This is a genomic window from Butyrivibrio hungatei, assembly GCF_900101605.1.
Taxonomy (GTDB): Bacteria; Bacillota; Clostridia; order Lachnospirales; family Lachnospiraceae; genus Butyrivibrio; species Butyrivibrio hungatei_B.
Genome location: NZ_FMUR01000012.1, coordinates 106326 through 122846, shown reverse-complemented (window position 1 = coordinate 122846; position 16521 = coordinate 106326). Strand labels below are relative to the sequence as shown.

20 protein-coding genes are annotated in these 16521 nt (G+C 40.1%); 4 read left to right on the top strand and 16 right to left on the bottom strand.

Annotated features, from left to right (window positions below; genetic code table 11):
• Positions 1 to 678: 678 nt before the first annotated feature.
• The 4 genes from BLP87_RS10850 to BLP87_RS10840 all read right to left on the bottom strand — a co-directional run bounded on the left by BLP87_RS10850 (position 679) and on the right by BLP87_RS10840 (position 3200).
• Positions 679 to 1236 carry a zeta toxin family protein gene (locus BLP87_RS10850; RefSeq protein ID WP_026668333.1) on the bottom strand — a complete coding sequence of 186 codons (558 nt, stop codon included), beginning with the start codon at positions 1234 to 1236 and terminating at the stop codon, positions 679 to 681.
• Positions 1237 to 1240: 4 nt separating this feature from the next.
• A complete protein-coding gene (locus tag BLP87_RS10845) occupies positions 1241 to 1420 on the bottom strand; it encodes a hypothetical protein (RefSeq protein WP_022754341.1) in 180 nt (59 codons plus the stop codon).
• 662 nt (positions 1421 to 2082) lie between these two features.
• The gene (locus tag BLP87_RS16070; protein WP_015550812.1) at positions 2083 to 2250 is read right to left on the bottom strand and encodes a hypothetical protein; all 168 of its coding nucleotides are present in this window, start codon (positions 2248 to 2250) and stop codon (positions 2083 to 2085) included.
• A gap of 65 nt (positions 2251 to 2315) precedes the next feature.
• Positions 2316 to 3200: a LysR family transcriptional regulator gene (locus BLP87_RS10840; protein ID WP_022780006.1), complete on the bottom strand. Its 885-nt coding sequence runs from the start codon at positions 3198 to 3200 to the stop codon at positions 2316 to 2318.
• 127 nt (positions 3201 to 3327) lie between these two features.
• Between BLP87_RS10840 and BLP87_RS10835 the strand changes: the two genes are divergently transcribed.
• A complete protein-coding gene (locus BLP87_RS10835) occupies positions 3328 to 4365 on the top strand; it encodes a YeiH family protein (protein WP_026515575.1) in 1038 nt (345 codons plus the stop codon).
• Positions 4366 to 4392: 27 nt separating this feature from the next.
• Here the strand turns inward: BLP87_RS10835 and BLP87_RS10830 are convergent, their stop codons facing one another.
• The 6 genes from BLP87_RS10830 to BLP87_RS10805 all read right to left on the bottom strand — a co-directional run bounded on the left by BLP87_RS10830 (position 4393) and on the right by BLP87_RS10805 (position 9123).
• A complete protein-coding gene (locus tag BLP87_RS10830) occupies positions 4393 to 4695 on the bottom strand; it encodes an ArsR/SmtB family transcription factor (protein WP_022780004.1) in 303 nt (100 codons plus the stop codon).
• 214 nt (positions 4696 to 4909) lie between these two features.
• Positions 4910 to 5851, bottom strand: coding sequence for a Fic family protein (locus tag BLP87_RS10825; protein WP_024865252.1), 942 nt, complete (start codon positions 5849 to 5851; stop codon positions 4910 to 4912).
• A gap of 303 nt (positions 5852 to 6154) precedes the next feature.
• The gene (locus tag BLP87_RS10820; RefSeq protein WP_242871851.1) at positions 6155 to 7114 is read right to left on the bottom strand and encodes a plasmid recombination protein; all 960 of its coding nucleotides are present in this window, start codon (positions 7112 to 7114) and stop codon (positions 6155 to 6157) included.
• Between the two features lie 327 nt (positions 7115 to 7441).
• A complete protein-coding gene (locus tag BLP87_RS10815) occupies positions 7442 to 7675 on the bottom strand; it encodes a hypothetical protein (protein WP_015550817.1) in 234 nt (77 codons plus the stop codon).
• Positions 7676 to 7782: 107 nt separating this feature from the next.
• Complete coding sequence (locus BLP87_RS10810; RefSeq protein WP_015550818.1) at positions 7783 to 8757, bottom strand: AAA family ATPase; 975 nt, start codon at positions 8755 to 8757, stop codon at positions 7783 to 7785.
• 129 nt (positions 8758 to 8886) lie between these two features.
• Complete coding sequence (locus tag BLP87_RS10805) at positions 8887 to 9123, bottom strand: hypothetical protein (protein ID WP_013280038.1); 237 nt, start codon at positions 9121 to 9123, stop codon at positions 8887 to 8889.
• 159 nt (positions 9124 to 9282) lie between these two features.
• Between BLP87_RS10805 and BLP87_RS10800 the strand changes: the two genes are divergently transcribed.
• Positions 9283 to 9810, top strand: a complete 528-nt coding sequence (locus BLP87_RS10800; protein WP_049973101.1) for a helix-turn-helix domain-containing protein — start codon at positions 9283 to 9285, stop codon at positions 9808 to 9810.
• Between the two features lie 54 nt (positions 9811 to 9864).
• Positions 9865 to 10917 carry a tyrosine-type recombinase/integrase gene (locus tag BLP87_RS10795; protein ID WP_074462696.1) on the top strand — a complete coding sequence of 351 codons (1053 nt, stop codon included), beginning with the start codon at positions 9865 to 9867 and terminating at the stop codon, positions 10915 to 10917.
• 156 nt (positions 10918 to 11073) lie between these two features.
• Here BLP87_RS10795 and rpsI read toward each other — a convergent pair whose 3' ends face one another.
• From rpsI to BLP87_RS10765, 6 genes are all read right to left on the bottom strand, one after another.
• Positions 11074 to 11472 carry a 30S ribosomal protein S9 gene (gene rpsI, locus BLP87_RS10790; protein ID WP_026515580.1) on the bottom strand — a complete coding sequence of 133 codons (399 nt, stop codon included), beginning with the start codon at positions 11470 to 11472 and terminating at the stop codon, positions 11074 to 11076.
• A 21-nt stretch (positions 11473 to 11493) separates the two neighbouring features.
• On the bottom strand, positions 11494 to 11922 hold the full coding sequence (gene rplM, locus BLP87_RS10785; protein WP_026655596.1) for a 50S ribosomal protein L13: 429 nt from the start codon (positions 11920 to 11922) through the stop codon (positions 11494 to 11496).
• Between the two features lie 259 nt (positions 11923 to 12181).
• The gene (gene truA, locus BLP87_RS10780) at positions 12182 to 12949 is read right to left on the bottom strand and encodes a tRNA pseudouridine(38-40) synthase TruA (RefSeq protein WP_074462705.1); all 768 of its coding nucleotides are present in this window, start codon (positions 12947 to 12949) and stop codon (positions 12182 to 12184) included.
• 14 nt (positions 12950 to 12963) lie between these two features.
• Positions 12964 to 13767 carry an energy-coupling factor transporter transmembrane component T family protein gene (locus tag BLP87_RS10775; protein ID WP_074462695.1) on the bottom strand — a complete coding sequence of 268 codons (804 nt, stop codon included), beginning with the start codon at positions 13765 to 13767 and terminating at the stop codon, positions 12964 to 12966.
• Positions 13768 to 13786: 19 nt separating this feature from the next.
• Positions 13787 to 14635 carry an energy-coupling factor transporter ATPase gene (locus tag BLP87_RS10770; RefSeq protein ID WP_074462694.1) on the bottom strand — a complete coding sequence of 283 codons (849 nt, stop codon included), beginning with the start codon at positions 14633 to 14635 and terminating at the stop codon, positions 13787 to 13789.
• A 13-nt stretch (positions 14636 to 14648) separates the two neighbouring features.
• A complete protein-coding gene (locus BLP87_RS10765; protein ID WP_074462693.1) occupies positions 14649 to 15497 on the bottom strand; it encodes an energy-coupling factor transporter ATPase in 849 nt (282 codons plus the stop codon).
• Positions 15498 to 15581: 84 nt separating this feature from the next.
• Here BLP87_RS10765 and BLP87_RS10760 point away from each other — a divergent pair, with 84 nt between their 5' ends.
• Positions 15582 to 16493, top strand: a complete 912-nt coding sequence (locus tag BLP87_RS10760) for a M15 family metallopeptidase (protein WP_074462692.1) — start codon at positions 15582 to 15584, stop codon at positions 16491 to 16493.
• The last annotated feature ends 28 nt before the right edge of the window (positions 16494 to 16521 follow it).

Genomic DNA, 16521 nt, shown 5'->3' with positions numbered 1-16521 from the left:
AGTCCTTGCATCTGTTAAGAATTTCGCCAACGGTAGTTTTGGAGCAATCTACAGCTGATGCTATATCTCGTAGATTGAGCTCCATTTCCCTCAGGCGAAGGATTTCAGTAACTTTCATAGTATCAAGACACCTCATTTCATACCCTCCTTAGAATGTAATTAATTACATTCTAAGAAGATCAATGTGAGATGTCATTTGTCCGGATGATTCAGGAATGGCTGTCCGCATGTTTCAAGAATGCTTGTCCGGATAATAAAAGATTACGTGTCCGGATAATTCAAGAATCCTGTCCGGATGTTACAAGAATCATCACCTCAAGGAGGTTTTAAACGATTTCAACCTTGTCTGTCATCGCTGATAAAGTTTGACAAAGTCTGATAAATATCATTTGTCAAGCCTCCAATTTTCCCCAAATAAACAGGCTTTTTATTCATCAAGCCATAACAAACTTGGTCAGACTTTGTCAGCGGTTTTTGCAAAAAAATACCCCGAAAGGGATGTCCTTTCGGGGTGAAAATACTGTGTTTTCGGGCTTTCTCGGCTCTCTGATTATCTCTTTGAGAACTTTTTGATGTGATGAAGTGCCTTATTTAAGGCTTTTTCACCTCAAGTTGCTGTATACCTGCTGCGTACGGTAGAAAGCTCAGGGCTATTGTATGCGGCTGGTGGCAACATTACTATTCTTTTCTGGTAAACCAGCCAGGAGCTTTGTGTGACAATCTCACAAGGCTACCATCTTTGTAAATTGCAAATCTCCTAAAATCTTCTGTGTTATCATATACCGCAACAAGATTACAAAGAGGAAGGACTTTCCAGAAAACTTCTAATGAAGCGATATATCTTCTTTCGATATCTGCCTCAGCTACTCCATGTCCACCTTGTGATACTCTTTTTGCAACACGCTCTTTTGCAATCTCAACACTATCTAATCCAATGTAATGCATTTCAATTAAATAGCCATTCTCTTTTGCCCTTGTAATATTTCTAATCACTGAATTACCACACAATGTAGTTTCTTGGTTAAAGCTTACTCCATTTTCAATATATGAGTTAAGAAGCGAAACTGCTCTTTTCCCGGCTTTGAAAATATCAGCCAGACTCTTCCAATCTCCTCCAAATTCCTTAAGTATCTCATCCGCATTTACTCTGTTTTCACATTTAAGATCCGGATCAAGCTGATATAACGTAGATTTACCTGCGCCATTAACTCCCGCAACTATAGTAAACTTTTTCATCTACTCAAAAAAGATTCCTTTCAACAACTTCTTTTTGCCTTCTTTGTAGTAAAAAATCTCCTACCATCTCATAGAAATCTTTTTCTTCTTCAGTCTCACTCTCAAGAACAAGCTGTAAAGTATCCTTAGGATTTAATTTAGCTATTTCTTTATAGATATCACTATATTTTTTTACATCACACATAGACGTACCTCGTAAATCAATACAATAATTTTAAAAAAGAGAGTTCACGCATGAACTCTCCGGTCTATGGGCATCTCAAGATTCCATAGCGCATCCACTACATAAATCGCTCACTTATTAGGCTGTGCATCACCTTTAATAGAATAGCCAAGCTCCACGCTCGGCTAGGTCCCAAGTGTTATTCGCACCTGGCAACTCTGTTATTGATATAATAGCATATTTATAGGTTTTTTCAAGTTTGATCCATCATTTTCTCAATCAACAAAGTTGTAGAATTCTACACTTTTAGCGATTACTATAATTCAATAAAAAACACCCCAGGACAATTGCCCTGAGGTGTAATAAGTCGTATTTGATTGTACAAAGACGTAATACGTTGTGAAACGATTATCTCTTTGAGAACTTTTTCAATGTCCTAAGTACCTTGTTTTGGGCATTTGGAGGACGAGTTGCTGTTTACCTGCTGCGTACGTTAGAAAGCTCAGGGCTACTGTATGCTGCTGGTGGCGACTTTAATAACTGCGATCAAAAATAATACTCTGATTTTACTTTCTACTCATTAAATCTTTGTTTGTCTTTTGTATGATTATCTTCGAATATATCTTTCTTAGCGGAGCACACGGGACTTAAACCAAAGGTTCACAATGTACCCACAGCTCTAATTAATCCGTTATTTCTCCTCCAGCCTCTCTAAGATCAAACAATGAAACGATCTTAAACTCTTTCTTTTCAGTATCCACATCCCTAAACCAGATGCTTCCACTATTGATACATGCGCCCTGCCAGTTCGCCCATAGATCTGATATGTCCCATGATGCAAGTGCGGTCATCTCTTCCTCATTAAATGCTTTTTTAAGAATAGGTATGCTTATCGTTATTCATTTTACTAAAATGTTTATGCCACCGGTAGGATTTCCTCACATATTGCACGGATCTCTTCACTGAAAACAGTATCTTTTGGCCAGATGAAGGTAAAATCATGTTTTACCCTAAAGTCGTCAAGGGGGATTGTTTTCAGATATCCGGACTGCAGTCCGGATGCAACCGCTGCTTTATATAAAAAGGTGATGCCACAGTCTTTTTCAATAAGGCTTATTATGGCATGCATGTTCTCCACCTGGATAAAATTCCTAAAATCACTTGTAGAGTAATTGTTCAAGGCAAGAGCTCTTTCTAATATATTGCGCGTTCCTGAACCGGGTTCTCTTATAAGAATTCGCTCGGGAAAGAGATCTTTTATCACGCGCGGTTTCTGAGTGAAAGAGTGCTTTGCCGAACAGACAGAAACAAACTCTTCTTTGCTAAAAAGCAGCGTTTCATAATCATTTTCAGGAAAATATCCTTCTACAAGTGCAAAATCTATAACCCCCTCGGAGAGTTTTTTAAGAAGCTCCGATGTGTTGCCAAATGTAATCTTAAGATTAGTATCCGGGTGATTTTTTATGTAATCACTGATCGGATCAGCAATTATGTATTCTCCTATGGTCATGGTGACACCAAAAGAGATGTCTTTTAAGCCATGGTTATTCTGTGAAAGTATTTCTTTGAGACTTTCATCATCATTTTTTATCTGATTCATTTTTTTATACAGGAGTTTTCCGTTGTCAGTTAGAAAAAGTTTTTTTCCATCCTGAGTAAACAGCTTTGTCCCGTATTCATTTTCAAGATGATGTATGTGTTGAGAAACAGCGGGCTGAGTAATATTCAGCTCCTTAGCCGCCTTGGTGAAATTGAGGTGTCTGCAAACGCAGAGGAAAGTATCTATTCTGAAATCCAGCATAATCAGTCCTCCCTAACGATAAGAAATGTTTATGGATATATAATAATATATAATTTTATCTTTTTCAAAAGACAGAATATAATAAGACCTACGAAAGAACAGATTAAAAAGAGAGAGAGGTCTTGAGATGGATTTTTTGAAAAAGAATTACATGGGAGTAATAGTATGCTTCACTATTGCAGTTCCTTCATGGCTCCTGGGAAAGCGCTTCCCTGTCGTTGGCGGAGCGGTGATTGCAATCATTCTGGGCATGATAATAGCCCTGTTCTGGAATGACAAGGGGAAGGCGGCTGATGGAATAAAGTTCACATCAAAGATAATTCTGCAGGAGGCTGTTGTCCTCCTTGGATTTGGTATGAATCTTTCGGTCGTTCTTCAGACCGGGAAACAGTCACTTCCTATAATTATCTGCACGATTTCAACATCGCTTATCCTATCATGGATTCTTCATAAGGTTATGAATATCAAAGGAAACACAGCTACTCTTATCGGAGTTGGCTCATCAATATGCGGCGGCTCAGCAATAGCAGCTACGGCTCCTGTCATTGATGCGGATGATGATGAAGTGGCACAGGCAATTTCTGTGATATTTTTCTTTAACGTGCTGGCAGCACTTCTTTTTCCTTCGCTGGGAAAGCTTATAGGTTTTGATATCACAACAGGAGAGACTTTCGGTATTTTTGCGGGAACTGCAGTTAATGATACTTCTTCCGTCACCGCAGCTGCATCAACCTGGGATAGTATGTGGAACCTGGGGAATCAGACTCTTGATAAGGCAGTTACGGTCAAGCTTACAAGAACACTGGCTATCATACCTATTACACTGGTACTTGCGTATCTGAGGGCAAGGGAAGCAAAAAAGGATGGAAGTTCGACAAATGGCTTTAGCTTTAGAAGAGCATTTCCGATGTTCATAGTCTTCTTTGTGATTGCTTCAATTATCACAACTATTTGCTTGAGAGCAGGTGTCCCTTCTTATGTTTTTAAGCCACTTAAGGAACTTAGCAAGTTCTTTATAATAATGGCCATGGCTGCTATTGGCTTGAACAGTAACATAATCAAACTAATTAAATCAGGTGGGAAGCCGATTTTGCTTGGTGGCTGTTGCTGGATCGGAATAACAGTTGTCTGCCTTTTGATGCAGCATGTAATGGGAATATGGTAAAGACCTGAGTCTGAATAAAGTTCCACATTACGGTTCTCCCTTACAGCACTTGCCGGTGGTTTCATTACAGAGAGTTTTTATAAAACCACAGAATTCCTTCATGATGTCCGTGTTTATTGAATAGTAGTGCCACTTACCTTCTTTCCTGTCTTTAACCAAGCCCGAATCCACAAGTATCTTCATGTGATGAGAGAGAGTCGGCTGTGTAATATCAAACTTTTCAAGAAGCTTACATCCGCATTTCTCCTGATCAGAAAGCATCTTAACTATTTCCATTCTGTTGGGATCTCCAAGAGCCTTACATATCAGCACTTCGTCTAATTTGGCCATAATCTTCTCCTTATATAGATGTTTATCTATGTGTTGATAAAGCATATACATAGATATTCGTCAATGTATTATTTCAAAAAGGAGACAGAGCTTTTAAAACTCTGTCTCCTCCGTGGCAATTTATCTTCGGATATAAACGATAACATTTCTTCCACAATTCATATTTTTTCATAGTTATGGAAATTTTGTTAATATAAAATAACAGAATTTATTTTTAGTCCATCCGTTTCCAGCATTTTTCTTTAAGAAAAGTAGCTATCACATTGATGTCTTCACCTTCATAGTATGCAACCAATAATTTCTTGAACTCCGGCACATCTTTCTCTGGTATGACAAGAAGTCCTTGCCCATGGGATATAAGATAATGATTAGCAAATATTACTGAAGCTCTTTTGTTACCGTCAACGAAGACCTGCGTTTTCATGCAATACATGCATAATTCTATAGCTTTATCTATATCCACCTTATCAGATGATCTTATTTCGTTTATGTTCTCTATAACCATTGACTCTATAGGAATAGGCGGTACATAACTGGTTCCGCCTATGGTTACAGGCACACTCCGTATCTTTCCCCCATAAGAGAAAAATCCTTCATTAACAAGCTTTGCTACATGGCAAAGTAAATGATAATCAGTTTCAGCCTGTATAACATCCTGGTCAAGAATAAACTCCCAAGAATGCTTAAGATTCAGGATTTTTTGCACATCATCTGCTGTCATGCCATTGACGATACCTTTTTCCAATATTTCCTCTGTCTGTGGAAAGGTCGTTGCTACTCCCTCCAACACAGCCTGATCATAGATATTTGATTTCATATTGGCTCTGGCGAAATCCAAATTCATAACAACATCTGCAGATAGTTCAGTAGGGCTATATCCAACTTCTGCAAGCTGCTTATCTATTTTTCGAATACTCTTTTTTAATTCTCTGGCTTCTCTAGCGTTCCTAAGAAGCAACTGATACAGATTATCTGAATAAACATCAACATATGTTGATGTAAGTTTTCCATTTACTCTTTTTCTTATATACAAGTATTTGCCACTGGAGTTTTCCTTCACTTCCGGTGAGCCGTCATAAGGTATGAGATTTAGACGGGCCTGAAGGTCAGCTTTATCCTGCAATAGGCTCTTAATTGTTTCCAACTTATTATCCATCGATTTCTCCTTTTAGGGAACCTTTCTAATAGAAATATATCAAAAAGTTCCCTAAAGTTCAAATAAAAAATAGGGAACTTTTTTCGATAATCAGCAAGGAAAGTTCCCTAAAATGTCTCGAAAAGAATTATTACCTCCGACTTAACATCGTCTATAATACTGAAAGTTAATCTATTCAGAAATACTTAAATTTTTTCTTTGTAGCAATTGTTTATAATTATACCTATATCTACCATCCAGTTCAATATTATGTGCATAAAACAAGGGCGTTTTCACGCCCCTGCCTATTGCACTATCAGTTATTCATCTCTCAGGTCTTAGATTATTCCTATTAAGATTTGGACTTTGCTGCTCCTTCCTCTGATCAACTATCGCCTGGCTTTCTCTTAGCTTTTGCAAAATGCTTGTTTTAGCCTTTTCAGCTACCTCAGGCTTCTTGGTCTTATCCCACCATTCCTTGAATGTTCTGAAGGCTTTCGAGACTAGTTTTCCCAGTGTGGTCTTAGGATTTTCGAGTGTTGCGTATCTCATGAATTCCTTTTTCATTTCTGTATTTACCACTGAGTCCACATATTGGTTAACTGTGCTTTCAATGTCCTCCTTCATTTCTTTAGCCGTTCCGTCCAGAGCTTCAATCTGTGTCTCCTTCTCCTGGCACTTATCTTCCAGCTTTTCATATTCTTGCTGCTTTAGCCTTAAGTAGAATTCTTTTGAGAAGTCGCTATTCCTTCCTTTTTCCTTTGGCTTTAAGGTTTCATCTCCAAAGATCTCCGGGTGGTCTATCATCTGATGCTCTACAAAATCGTGCATTAGATCTTGTATTTTTTCTAGTCTCTCCTGATCAAACACTTTTGTTTTTGCCACCTGTTTGCTTAGTCCTCGTTTGTATCCTGTTGCTACCGGAACTCCTACTACGTGCATATGAGGTGAATCCTCATCCAAGTGTGTTACCGCCGATGCGATTTTGAATTCCGGAACTATCTCTTTTACATATTCAAGCTGATCTCTCAAGAGTGGCTTCATTGCATTCCACTGCTCTCTCGTCTTATCTGCCCAGAATTCCTTATCCCCTACTTGGAGAATTACCTCCGTAGCCACATCATTCTTTTTACTTTCGGATACATACTCCAGATAGTCAGGAATCTGTCTGTCACTTCTTTTACCTTTGTTGTATTCCGCAAGTGCCTCAGAGAATTCCCTTTCATAAATCTCTTTTACATCATCGAGAACATTTACTTCACTCCCGACTTCCACTTCGATCATTTCTTCGTTATACTCTTCGCTTTGAAATAATCGAAGATTGTGTTTGCTCACCGAAACCACATCTCGCGTTTTAGTGAGCGAATGCTTCTTACATGAAATGTGAAATGTCACTGTTATCATAAACAAACTCCTTTCGTAATATTTTTTTGCCGCCGGCAGGCCCCTCGGAGAGCCCCCGGATAATGATGTGTAATGTCATTATCCATAGGGGGTTACCCATAACGACACGTTATGGGGAAGCTCGCTCCGCTCGCCTGCCAAGCCATTCATTTCTTGGCTGATTATTACCGGAGCGTGTCACGCTCCCGTTCAATCCATCAAGGGAAATCACCATCTAAAATCCCTGTGCATTCCCACCATATCGAGGTAGTCCTGACGAGCTTTTTCCTTCTCCTCTTCTGTGGGTGCTGTCTTGAACTTTGAATAGATTTCATGCCTCACTAGTTTTTCCATCTTGTCTTCAAGTTCTTTTTTGATCAGATCAGTATCTTCATCAAACTCAAAGACCAGTAATCGTACCAGCCTTATAAATAATTCCTGTGATATCTGTACGTTTTTCATTCGTCCCTTTCTTCTAGTCCGCAACAATGCAGTGTCTTTATCTTTTTACAACCTTGCAATCTTAAGAGTGTAACTTCAGATACCTTACATTGTTGCGGTCTTGATTATCATTCGTTCTCTTTCAATATCCAGTACCAGGTATTGTTGATTCTCCTGGCTTTTATCCCAAGTTCATTTTTGGCTATCTCCAGAGTTCTTTTTGATATATCCTCTTCTTTAGCCAGTTCTACTGCCTCGTTACTTGGGATCATATTATGGTCTTCAGCCAATTCTCTCAGAAGAGCTATCGCCTTTTCCTGCTTATTCGCTTTCGGTGCAATTCCTCCGAGAACTTCGTCTGCGGTTATTTCATAATCTCCAATCCACTCGAATCCCTTTTCTGATAATCTGAAGGCCTTTGAATGTCCAAATGCTGCTAAGTTGTTCTTTATTTGGACTATTGCCCTTAGTTCCGGTTCTCCTTCTATCCTTCCTACCAGCAGGACACTTCTTGCTACTGCGTAGAAGTCAATTGATCCCATCCCTCTATAGGCTGCCTTGTTTCCGGAAGCCTTGTTCATGTGTCCGATTAGGATGATTGCACATTTGTACTTCTCCGCCAGAGCTCCCAGCTTCTTAGTCATATCTCTTGCTTCGTTAGCTCTATTCATATCCATTCCGCCTCCGAGATATGCCTGTAGTGGATCCAGAATCAAGAGTTTTGCTCCAGTCCTTATGATTGCCTGTTCAACTCTCTCATCTACCATTGATAGCGATTTATCACTCTCATCTATCACATGGATTTTGGAGCAGTCAGCCCCGGCACCTTCAAGTCTTGGCTTTACTGTATCAGCCAGTCCGTCTTCTGCTGTCTGATATATGATGTTTATTGGTTCCTCACTCTGCAGACCTGTATCTAACGAAATTCCTTTTGATAACTTCGCTGCTGCATTTAGTACAAAAGTTGTTTTTCCATCTCCGGGATCTCCCTGAATGATGGTAAGCTTTCCATATGGTATAAACGGATACCATAGCCAGGAAACTTCTTCAGCTTCTACATCTGACATCTGGATAAGCTTTAATTCTGGTTTGCTTGTTTCCATTTTGATTCCTCCAATCTTACTTTTTTGTTGAACTTGGCCGGAACCCTTGCTATACTTTATTTAATCGAATTTACAAAAGCTCCGGCTTTTCATTCACTCTCTTGTTACCAGCAAGAGAGTTTTTTCATTTTAGACTGCTTCTGGACTAAAGTATCCAATCTCTTCCCATACCTTTCTGTCTGGACAATAGTAGTTGTATTCACTGGAATTCTCTTTCTTCATGGCATATCCAAATTTGAATATCCCCTGCTGGATTCCAATTCTTACGAACTGTGCATCCTTGTGCATTGCCTCGGCAACCTCAGTTATAGGAACATTTCTACCGGTAAATCTTGGTAGTTCTACATATAACTTTTTGTCTTCCATACTTTTCACCTCCCTTCTTTCAAAATACGAATTATCAGTTCGTATTTTGATAATACGTCTTAGTAATTCATTTGTCAACACAAAATATGTATTTATAATTCGTATTACGTTCTTGCAATTCGTATTACTACATGTTACAATTCACACAAGGAGGTCAGTATGATGAATAATAGATCTGATATTGGAAATAGAATTAAGCAGGCCCGCAAAGCTCAGCACCTCAGTCAGACTGAACTGGCTAACAGGCTAGGCAAAACTATGCGTACCGTACAGAAATATGAAAGCGGTGAAATAGAACCTTCAATAGGTATACTGAATGAGATCGCAAATATTCTTAATATCTCCCCAGCAGAACTAATTGGATATCAGAAGAAGAACATCACTTTAGATACTCTCTCAGATGTCCTCTATGTTCTAAACGAATTAAATAAAAAAGCAGGTCTTCACTTCAATATAGACGTAAATCGCCCACCAAAAACTGAAGAGTGGAGCTGTAGCCTTAAATTCATGGGAAACGATGAGATAGCAGAAAACAACGCAGATCTCTGCCTTTTTCTGGAAAGATACGCAGATGAACGAGAAAGCCTTGAACAAGGCCTATCAAATGAAGATAGATTTAATCACTGGTTTGAAACAGAACTTGCATACTACGCAAATGTAGCATTGCCCGATAAGAAAGGTGATTAAGGGACTATCCCCTTTTTCATAAATTACCTGAGCATCAAAGGAGGTCGATAATACTTGAAATTACCAAACGGATATGGAAGTGTTATGAAAATGTCCGGGAAACGCAGAAAGCCCTATATGGTAAGAATAACCACCGGATGGACCATTGATCCGGAAAAAGGTACCAAAAAGCAGACGTACAATGTCATAGGATATGCTGAAACCAAGCAGGAAGGATTGCAAATGCTATCAGATTATCATCAGAATCCATTTGATACAAAAGCAGCCAAAATGACATTCACAGACGTATATAATGCCTGGTCTGAAGCAAAGTATCCTACCATCTCTAAATCCAATGTGCATGGGTATACAGCCTCATATAACGTATGTGGCACCCTTTACAACAAAACTTTTAGAGATATAAGGCTGGCAGAGCTTCAGAATGTCATTGATACCTGCGGAAAAAATTATCCTACACTTCGTAAGATCAAAGTCCTTTTCAATCAGCTTTACGATTACGCTCTTAAGAACGATATCTGTAACAAGGACTATTCCGAATTTGTAGATATCCTCAAGTATAAGGATAAAAATCCAAACAAGGTTGAGAGAGATATCTTTTCAAAAGCTGAGATTGACAGGTTATGGGAACTCAAGGATGATCCGTTCTACCAGACAGTACTGATGCTGATTTACAACGGCTGTAGAATATCTGAACTACTGGATTTGGAAAAGAAAAATGTTCATCTTGAAGAACAGTATTTCGATGTGATACTAAGTAAGACTGAAAATGGTATCAGAAAGGTTCCTATAGCAGATAAGGTTCTACCATTCTACAAAGCCTGGTATGAATCCTCTGACTGTGAATACCTTCTTCACACAGATGACAACAAAAAATTCACCTACAGGAACTATAAAGACAGCTACTGGACACCACTAATAGAAAACCTTGGTATGGAGCACAATCCTCATGATACTAGGCACACCTGCATATCAATGCTGGCGGAAGCTCATGTGGATCCTACAATGATCAAGAAAATCGTAGGACACTCCGGAGCAATGTCTCTGACAGAGAAAGTGTACACACACCTTGATATTCAGTCTCTGGTAGAAGCAATAAATAAAATCTAAGACTTGATAATTTTGCTGTCTACCTGCTGTTTACTCGCTGCTTACGGTACAAAATTTTCTGCGTTTCACCACAACTGAATACAATTATAGATAAAAGAAAAACCCCAGAAACACTGAGTTTCTGAGGTTTGTAAATTCTTTTTGAATCTCGAAAGATTATCTCTTTGAGAACTGAGGAGCACGACGAGCTTTCTTCAAACCGTACTTCTTTCTTTCCTTCATACGAGGATCTCTTGTAAGGTATCCGGCCTTCTTAAGTACAGGTCTGTACTCATCTGAGTCAGCCTGAAGAAGTGCTCTTGCGATACCGTGTCTGATAGCACCGGCCTGGCCTGTTGTGCCGCCACCTCTAACTGTTACTACAACATCGAACTTCTCAGATGTCTCTGTAGCAACAAGGGGCTGTCTAACGATAACCTTGAGTGTCTCAAGTCCGAAATACTCGTCGATAGGTCTCTTGTTGATTGTTATATTTCCATTTCCGGATACAAGGTATACTCTAGCGATTGATTTCTTTCTTCTACCTGTTCCGTAATAATTAGATGACTTTGCCATTTTTACTATTCTCCTCTCCGATTAAAATGTTAATACTTCAGGCTTCTGAGCTGCGTGTGGATGCTCTGCACCTGCGTATACATGGAGCTTTGTGTACATTTCTCTACCAAGAGAGCCCTTAGGAAGCATTCCCTTAACGGCATGCTCGATAACTCTTTCAGGCTTGTCCTGGATCATCTGACGGAGTGAGAACTCCTTGTGATGTCCAACATACTCTGTGTGATGCCAATACATCTTCTGATCAAGCTTCTTACCGGAAACCTTGATCTTCTCAGCATTGATTACGATTACATAATCACCTGTATCAATGTTGGGAGTATAGATGGGCTTGTTCTTACCTCTGAGAACGTTTGCTACGTTTGAAGCAAGACGTCCAAGTGTCATATCGGTAGCATCAACTACATACCACTTCTTCTCAACTGTAGTTGCACTAGGCATATAAGTTTTCATTGTATTTCCTCCAGTAAATAATTACTTGATTGGTTACTTATGTGAAAACCCTTCACCTGATTCTCACATTATATATGATGTACATATTGAAGCTTACCGGGACAACAATATGACATTTTCACCTAATTGTGGACATGACGTCACACAGTAAGATATTATATATCGCATACAGTCTTATTGTCAACACCATTTGCATCAATCAAACTGCCTTGAAACAAAGATTTTAGATATGATCAAATTTACTATAAAAGTCCGCTGTTTATACGGTCGGAACACCATCAAGGAATTTGTATTTTATAAGAAAAAGCCCTTCCGGTGGCGCTGTCGGACCGGCCGCCTTCCTATCTCTACTCTCAAGCATACGTTTAACTTCAGAAGGTTCTTTTTTCCCTCGTCCCACAAGTATCAGCGTACCTGCGATTATGCGGACCATATTATATAGGAAACCGTTGCCGGTGACACTGATTATCACTTCATCGCCGTTTCGGGTGACCGTAATATCTTTTATTGTCCTTACATGGCTGGCCGCCTGCGATTCAACATTACAAAAGCTGGTAAAATCATGCTCTCCCACAAGATACTCAGCCGCTTCCTGCATCTTTTCTTCATCAAGAGGCATACTGAAATGATATGTGTACAATCGCCTTATCGGAACAGGCATCTTGGTGTTTAAAACCCTATATTCATACGTTTTCTCGGTATCACAGTGCCGTGGATGAAACTCCGGCGCAACTTCCATGGACTCAACTACGCGCACGTCCTCCGGAAGTATATGATTAAGGGCAAAAGAAAACCTGTCTCCGGGAATCGTCGAGCAGGTATCAAAAACAGCTACATTTCCGTAGGCATGGACTCCCGCATCCGTCCTACTTGCGCCTATTACCGCAATATCCTCTCCCGTAAGACCATGAATTGCCCTGTTCAGAACACCTTCGACCGTATTAGGAGTTGAACTTTGAAGCGCCCATCCGCTGTAATTTGTGCCATCATATGAAACTGTCAGCATTATTCTGCGCTTTTTTGCCATATCCTTATCATCTCTCAGAATTTCATTCTTCCAACCGCAACACATATTATAAGGAAAAGAACAAGCACAACATATGCCACCTTGTCTTCCTTATGATAAACAAGCGGCTTCATCTTGGTTCTGCCCTCGCCGCCGCGATAACACCTTGCTTCCATTGCCATTGCAAGATCCATCGCTCTTCTGAACGCCGATATAAAAAGCGGCACTAAAAGAGGCACCATATTTTTTGCCCTGTTTATGATCGATCCGCTCTCAAAGTCCGCACATCTCGCCATCTGAGCTTTCATGATCTTGTCTGTTTCTTCGAGCAAGATAGGAATAAATCTAAGCGCGATCGACATCATCATTGAAATCTCATGTACCGGAACATGCACCAGTTTAAGCGGCTTAAGTATACTCTCAAGTCCGTCAGTCAGGTTATTGGGCGTCGTAGTAAGTGTCATAAGCGACGATCCCGTAATCAGAAATACCAGTCTTACAGCCATCTTTGCTGCAAGTTTAAGGCCTTCTTTTGTAACTTTAATCTTCCAAACGGTAAACATCGGATCTCCGGGCGTCAGGAACAGATTAAACAGCACAGAGATCATGAGCAGTAAAAAGATTGATCTCATTCCCCTAAAAATAAATCTAACCGGAACATTAGACAGTTTAATGTTCATGGCAAGAAACAATCCCGCAATAGCATACCCTATCGCGTTGTTTACCATAAAAATAGCCACAAGAAATACGAACGTGCCTACTATCTTAACCCGCGGATCAAGCTTATGTATTATTGATTCAGTTCTGTAATATTGTCCTAATGTAATATCTCTAAGCATCTTTTTGCCTTACACATATTTATTTTGAAAAAACTCTCAATATCTCGTTCTTGGCTTCATCAAGCGTTGTGACATCTATGTCAACATCAAATCCTGAAGCCTTCAGTTCCTGCATAACATATGTAACCTGCGGAGCGGCAAGCCCTATACTCTCAAGTTCCTGTCTGTGCCTGAAGACTTCCTTCGGAACATCGTCAAACACAACCTTTCCCTTGTTCATAACAATTATCCTGCCCACATAATCTGCCACATCATCCATGCTGTGGCTTACAAGTATGATGGTTATGCCTACTTCGTCGTGAAGCTTCTTAATAAGACCAAGAATATCCTCTCTGCCTTTCGGATCAAGACCGGCTGTAGGCTCATCAAGGATCAGTATCTCGGGCTTCATGGCAAGTACGCCGGCTATTGCAACTCGTCTCTTTTGACCGCCCGAAAGATCGAACGGTGACTGATAAAAATAGTCATCATCAAAGCCTACCTGTTTAAGAGCCTCATAAGCCCTAAGCTCTACTTCTTTCTGTGAAAGTCCCAGATTCTTAGGCCCAAAACATACATCCTTAAAGCAATCCGTTTCAAAAAGCTGGTGTTCCGGATATTGGAAAACAAGTCCAACCTTAGCTCTCAATGCCTTTCTGTCAAACTCGGGATCACTTATATCTTTTCCGTCAAAATAAACCGTTCCGCTTGTGGGCTTGACCAGACCGTTCATATGCTGGATAAGCGTAGATTTACCGGATCCCGTATGTCCTATAAGCCCGATAAATTCGCCCGCGTCAATCTTTATATTCACATCCGTCAATGCAGCATGCGCCATCGCGGTATCTTCGTCATATATGTAATTTACATGGTCGAGAATTATAGACATTTCTTTCTCCGTATTATCTCTTTAATTTCTTAAGTTCCTCAACAAACTCTTCCTTTGTGAGGATTCCGTCAGGAAGCGGCAATCCGCTCTTTTTAAGTTCGTGTGCCAAAAGAGTAACCTGCGGAACACCAAGTCTCAGCTCTTTGAGCTTGTCAACCTGTGAAAAGATCTCCTTAGGCGTTCCCTGCATCTCAACATGCCCCTTATCCATGACAAAAACTTTATCGGCGTAGATAACTTCTTCCATATAATGTGTTATCAGGATGACCGTTATGCCCTCAACGCTGTTAAGCGCTCTGGCAGCCCTAATAACGTCTTTTCTTCCGTTGGGATCGAGCATCGCTGTAGGCTCATCCATAATAATGCACTTAGGATGCATTGCTATGACTCCGGCGATTGAAACTCTCTGCTTCTGTCCTCCCGAAAGATGATTTGGCGATGATTTCCTAAAATCAAGCATATTTACAGCTCTGAGGCTCTCATCAACTCGCTCCCAGATTTCCTCCGTCGGAACGCCCATGTTTTCAGGTCCAAATCCAACATCTTCCTCGACAACCTGTCCTATTATCTGGTTGTCGGGATTCTGGAAGATCATTCCGGCCTCCTGCCTGATATCCCATATCTTCTCAGAGTCTCTCGTATTCATTCCGTCTACGATAACTTCGCCATCTGTAGGATATAAAAGAGCGTTAAAATGCTTGGCAAGCGTCGATTTGCCCGAGCCGTTATGCCCAAGAACAGCTATAAACTGCCCCGGTCTGACATCAATATTGACATCATCGACAGCCCTTGTAATGCCCTCGACATTTCCCTCTTCGTCTCTTCTAATATATTCAAAAACAAGCTTATCTGTACGTATCATCTCATTTTACCTACCATATCGAAATATTATAGCATAAATGTGGTAATATTGATTTATAAAATTAACATCGGAGATATATTTAAAATGAATAATAAATATGTAAAAGATCTGATTCTTCTTTTGGGCGTTATCATTTTTTGCGCAATCGCCGCAAGACATCTTGCAGGTCACGAAACTCTCGAAGATTATGCCAATTCCCACTCATCAGAAAAGACACAGGAAAATACCGCTTCTTCCGCATCTTCCGAGGAATCGACAGACGTATCGGAATCGTCTTCTTCCTCTTATGCCGCTACAGACAAAGCATTACTAAGTGCAACTGAATCATCGACTGAATCGGTCAATTCAGATGTCACCCTTGCTCAAGATCTCCCCTACGACAAGGACGTATATGACACGAGAGTCATGTACTCTGAAGGCTTTTACTATGAGGATATTCCGGATTCGATTGTATCAAAGATAACAGACGTATCATATCCTCATGATTGCAAAATCCCGCTTGACGATCTCAGATATTGTGTTATCAGTTATATCGATTTCGACGGCGCGTCGCAGATTGGTGAAATGATATGCAATAAAGCAATAGCAGACGATGTCATGGATATTTTCCACGAACTGTATGAAAACGATTATCAAATCGAAAGTATCAAACTTATCGATGAATTTGGCGCAGATGACAATACATCTATGGAAGCAAACAACACCTCGTGCTTTAACTACCGTCCTATCGGAAACGGGCACAAACTCTCCAAACACGCTCAGGGACTGGCCATAGATATAAATCCGCTTTATAATCCGCAAATTAAATACAAAAACGGCGCGACCGTCATAGCACCGTCAGGCGGCGAAAAATACGCAAACAGAAACGCTGATTTTCCTTATAAAATTGATAAAGACGATCTTGCATATAAGCTTTTTAAAGAACACGGTTTCTCTTGGGGCGGCAATTGGAATTCCTCCAAGGATTACCAGCACTTTGAAAAAAAGAAAAAATGACACAATTTAATGTTTTTATATTATTTCG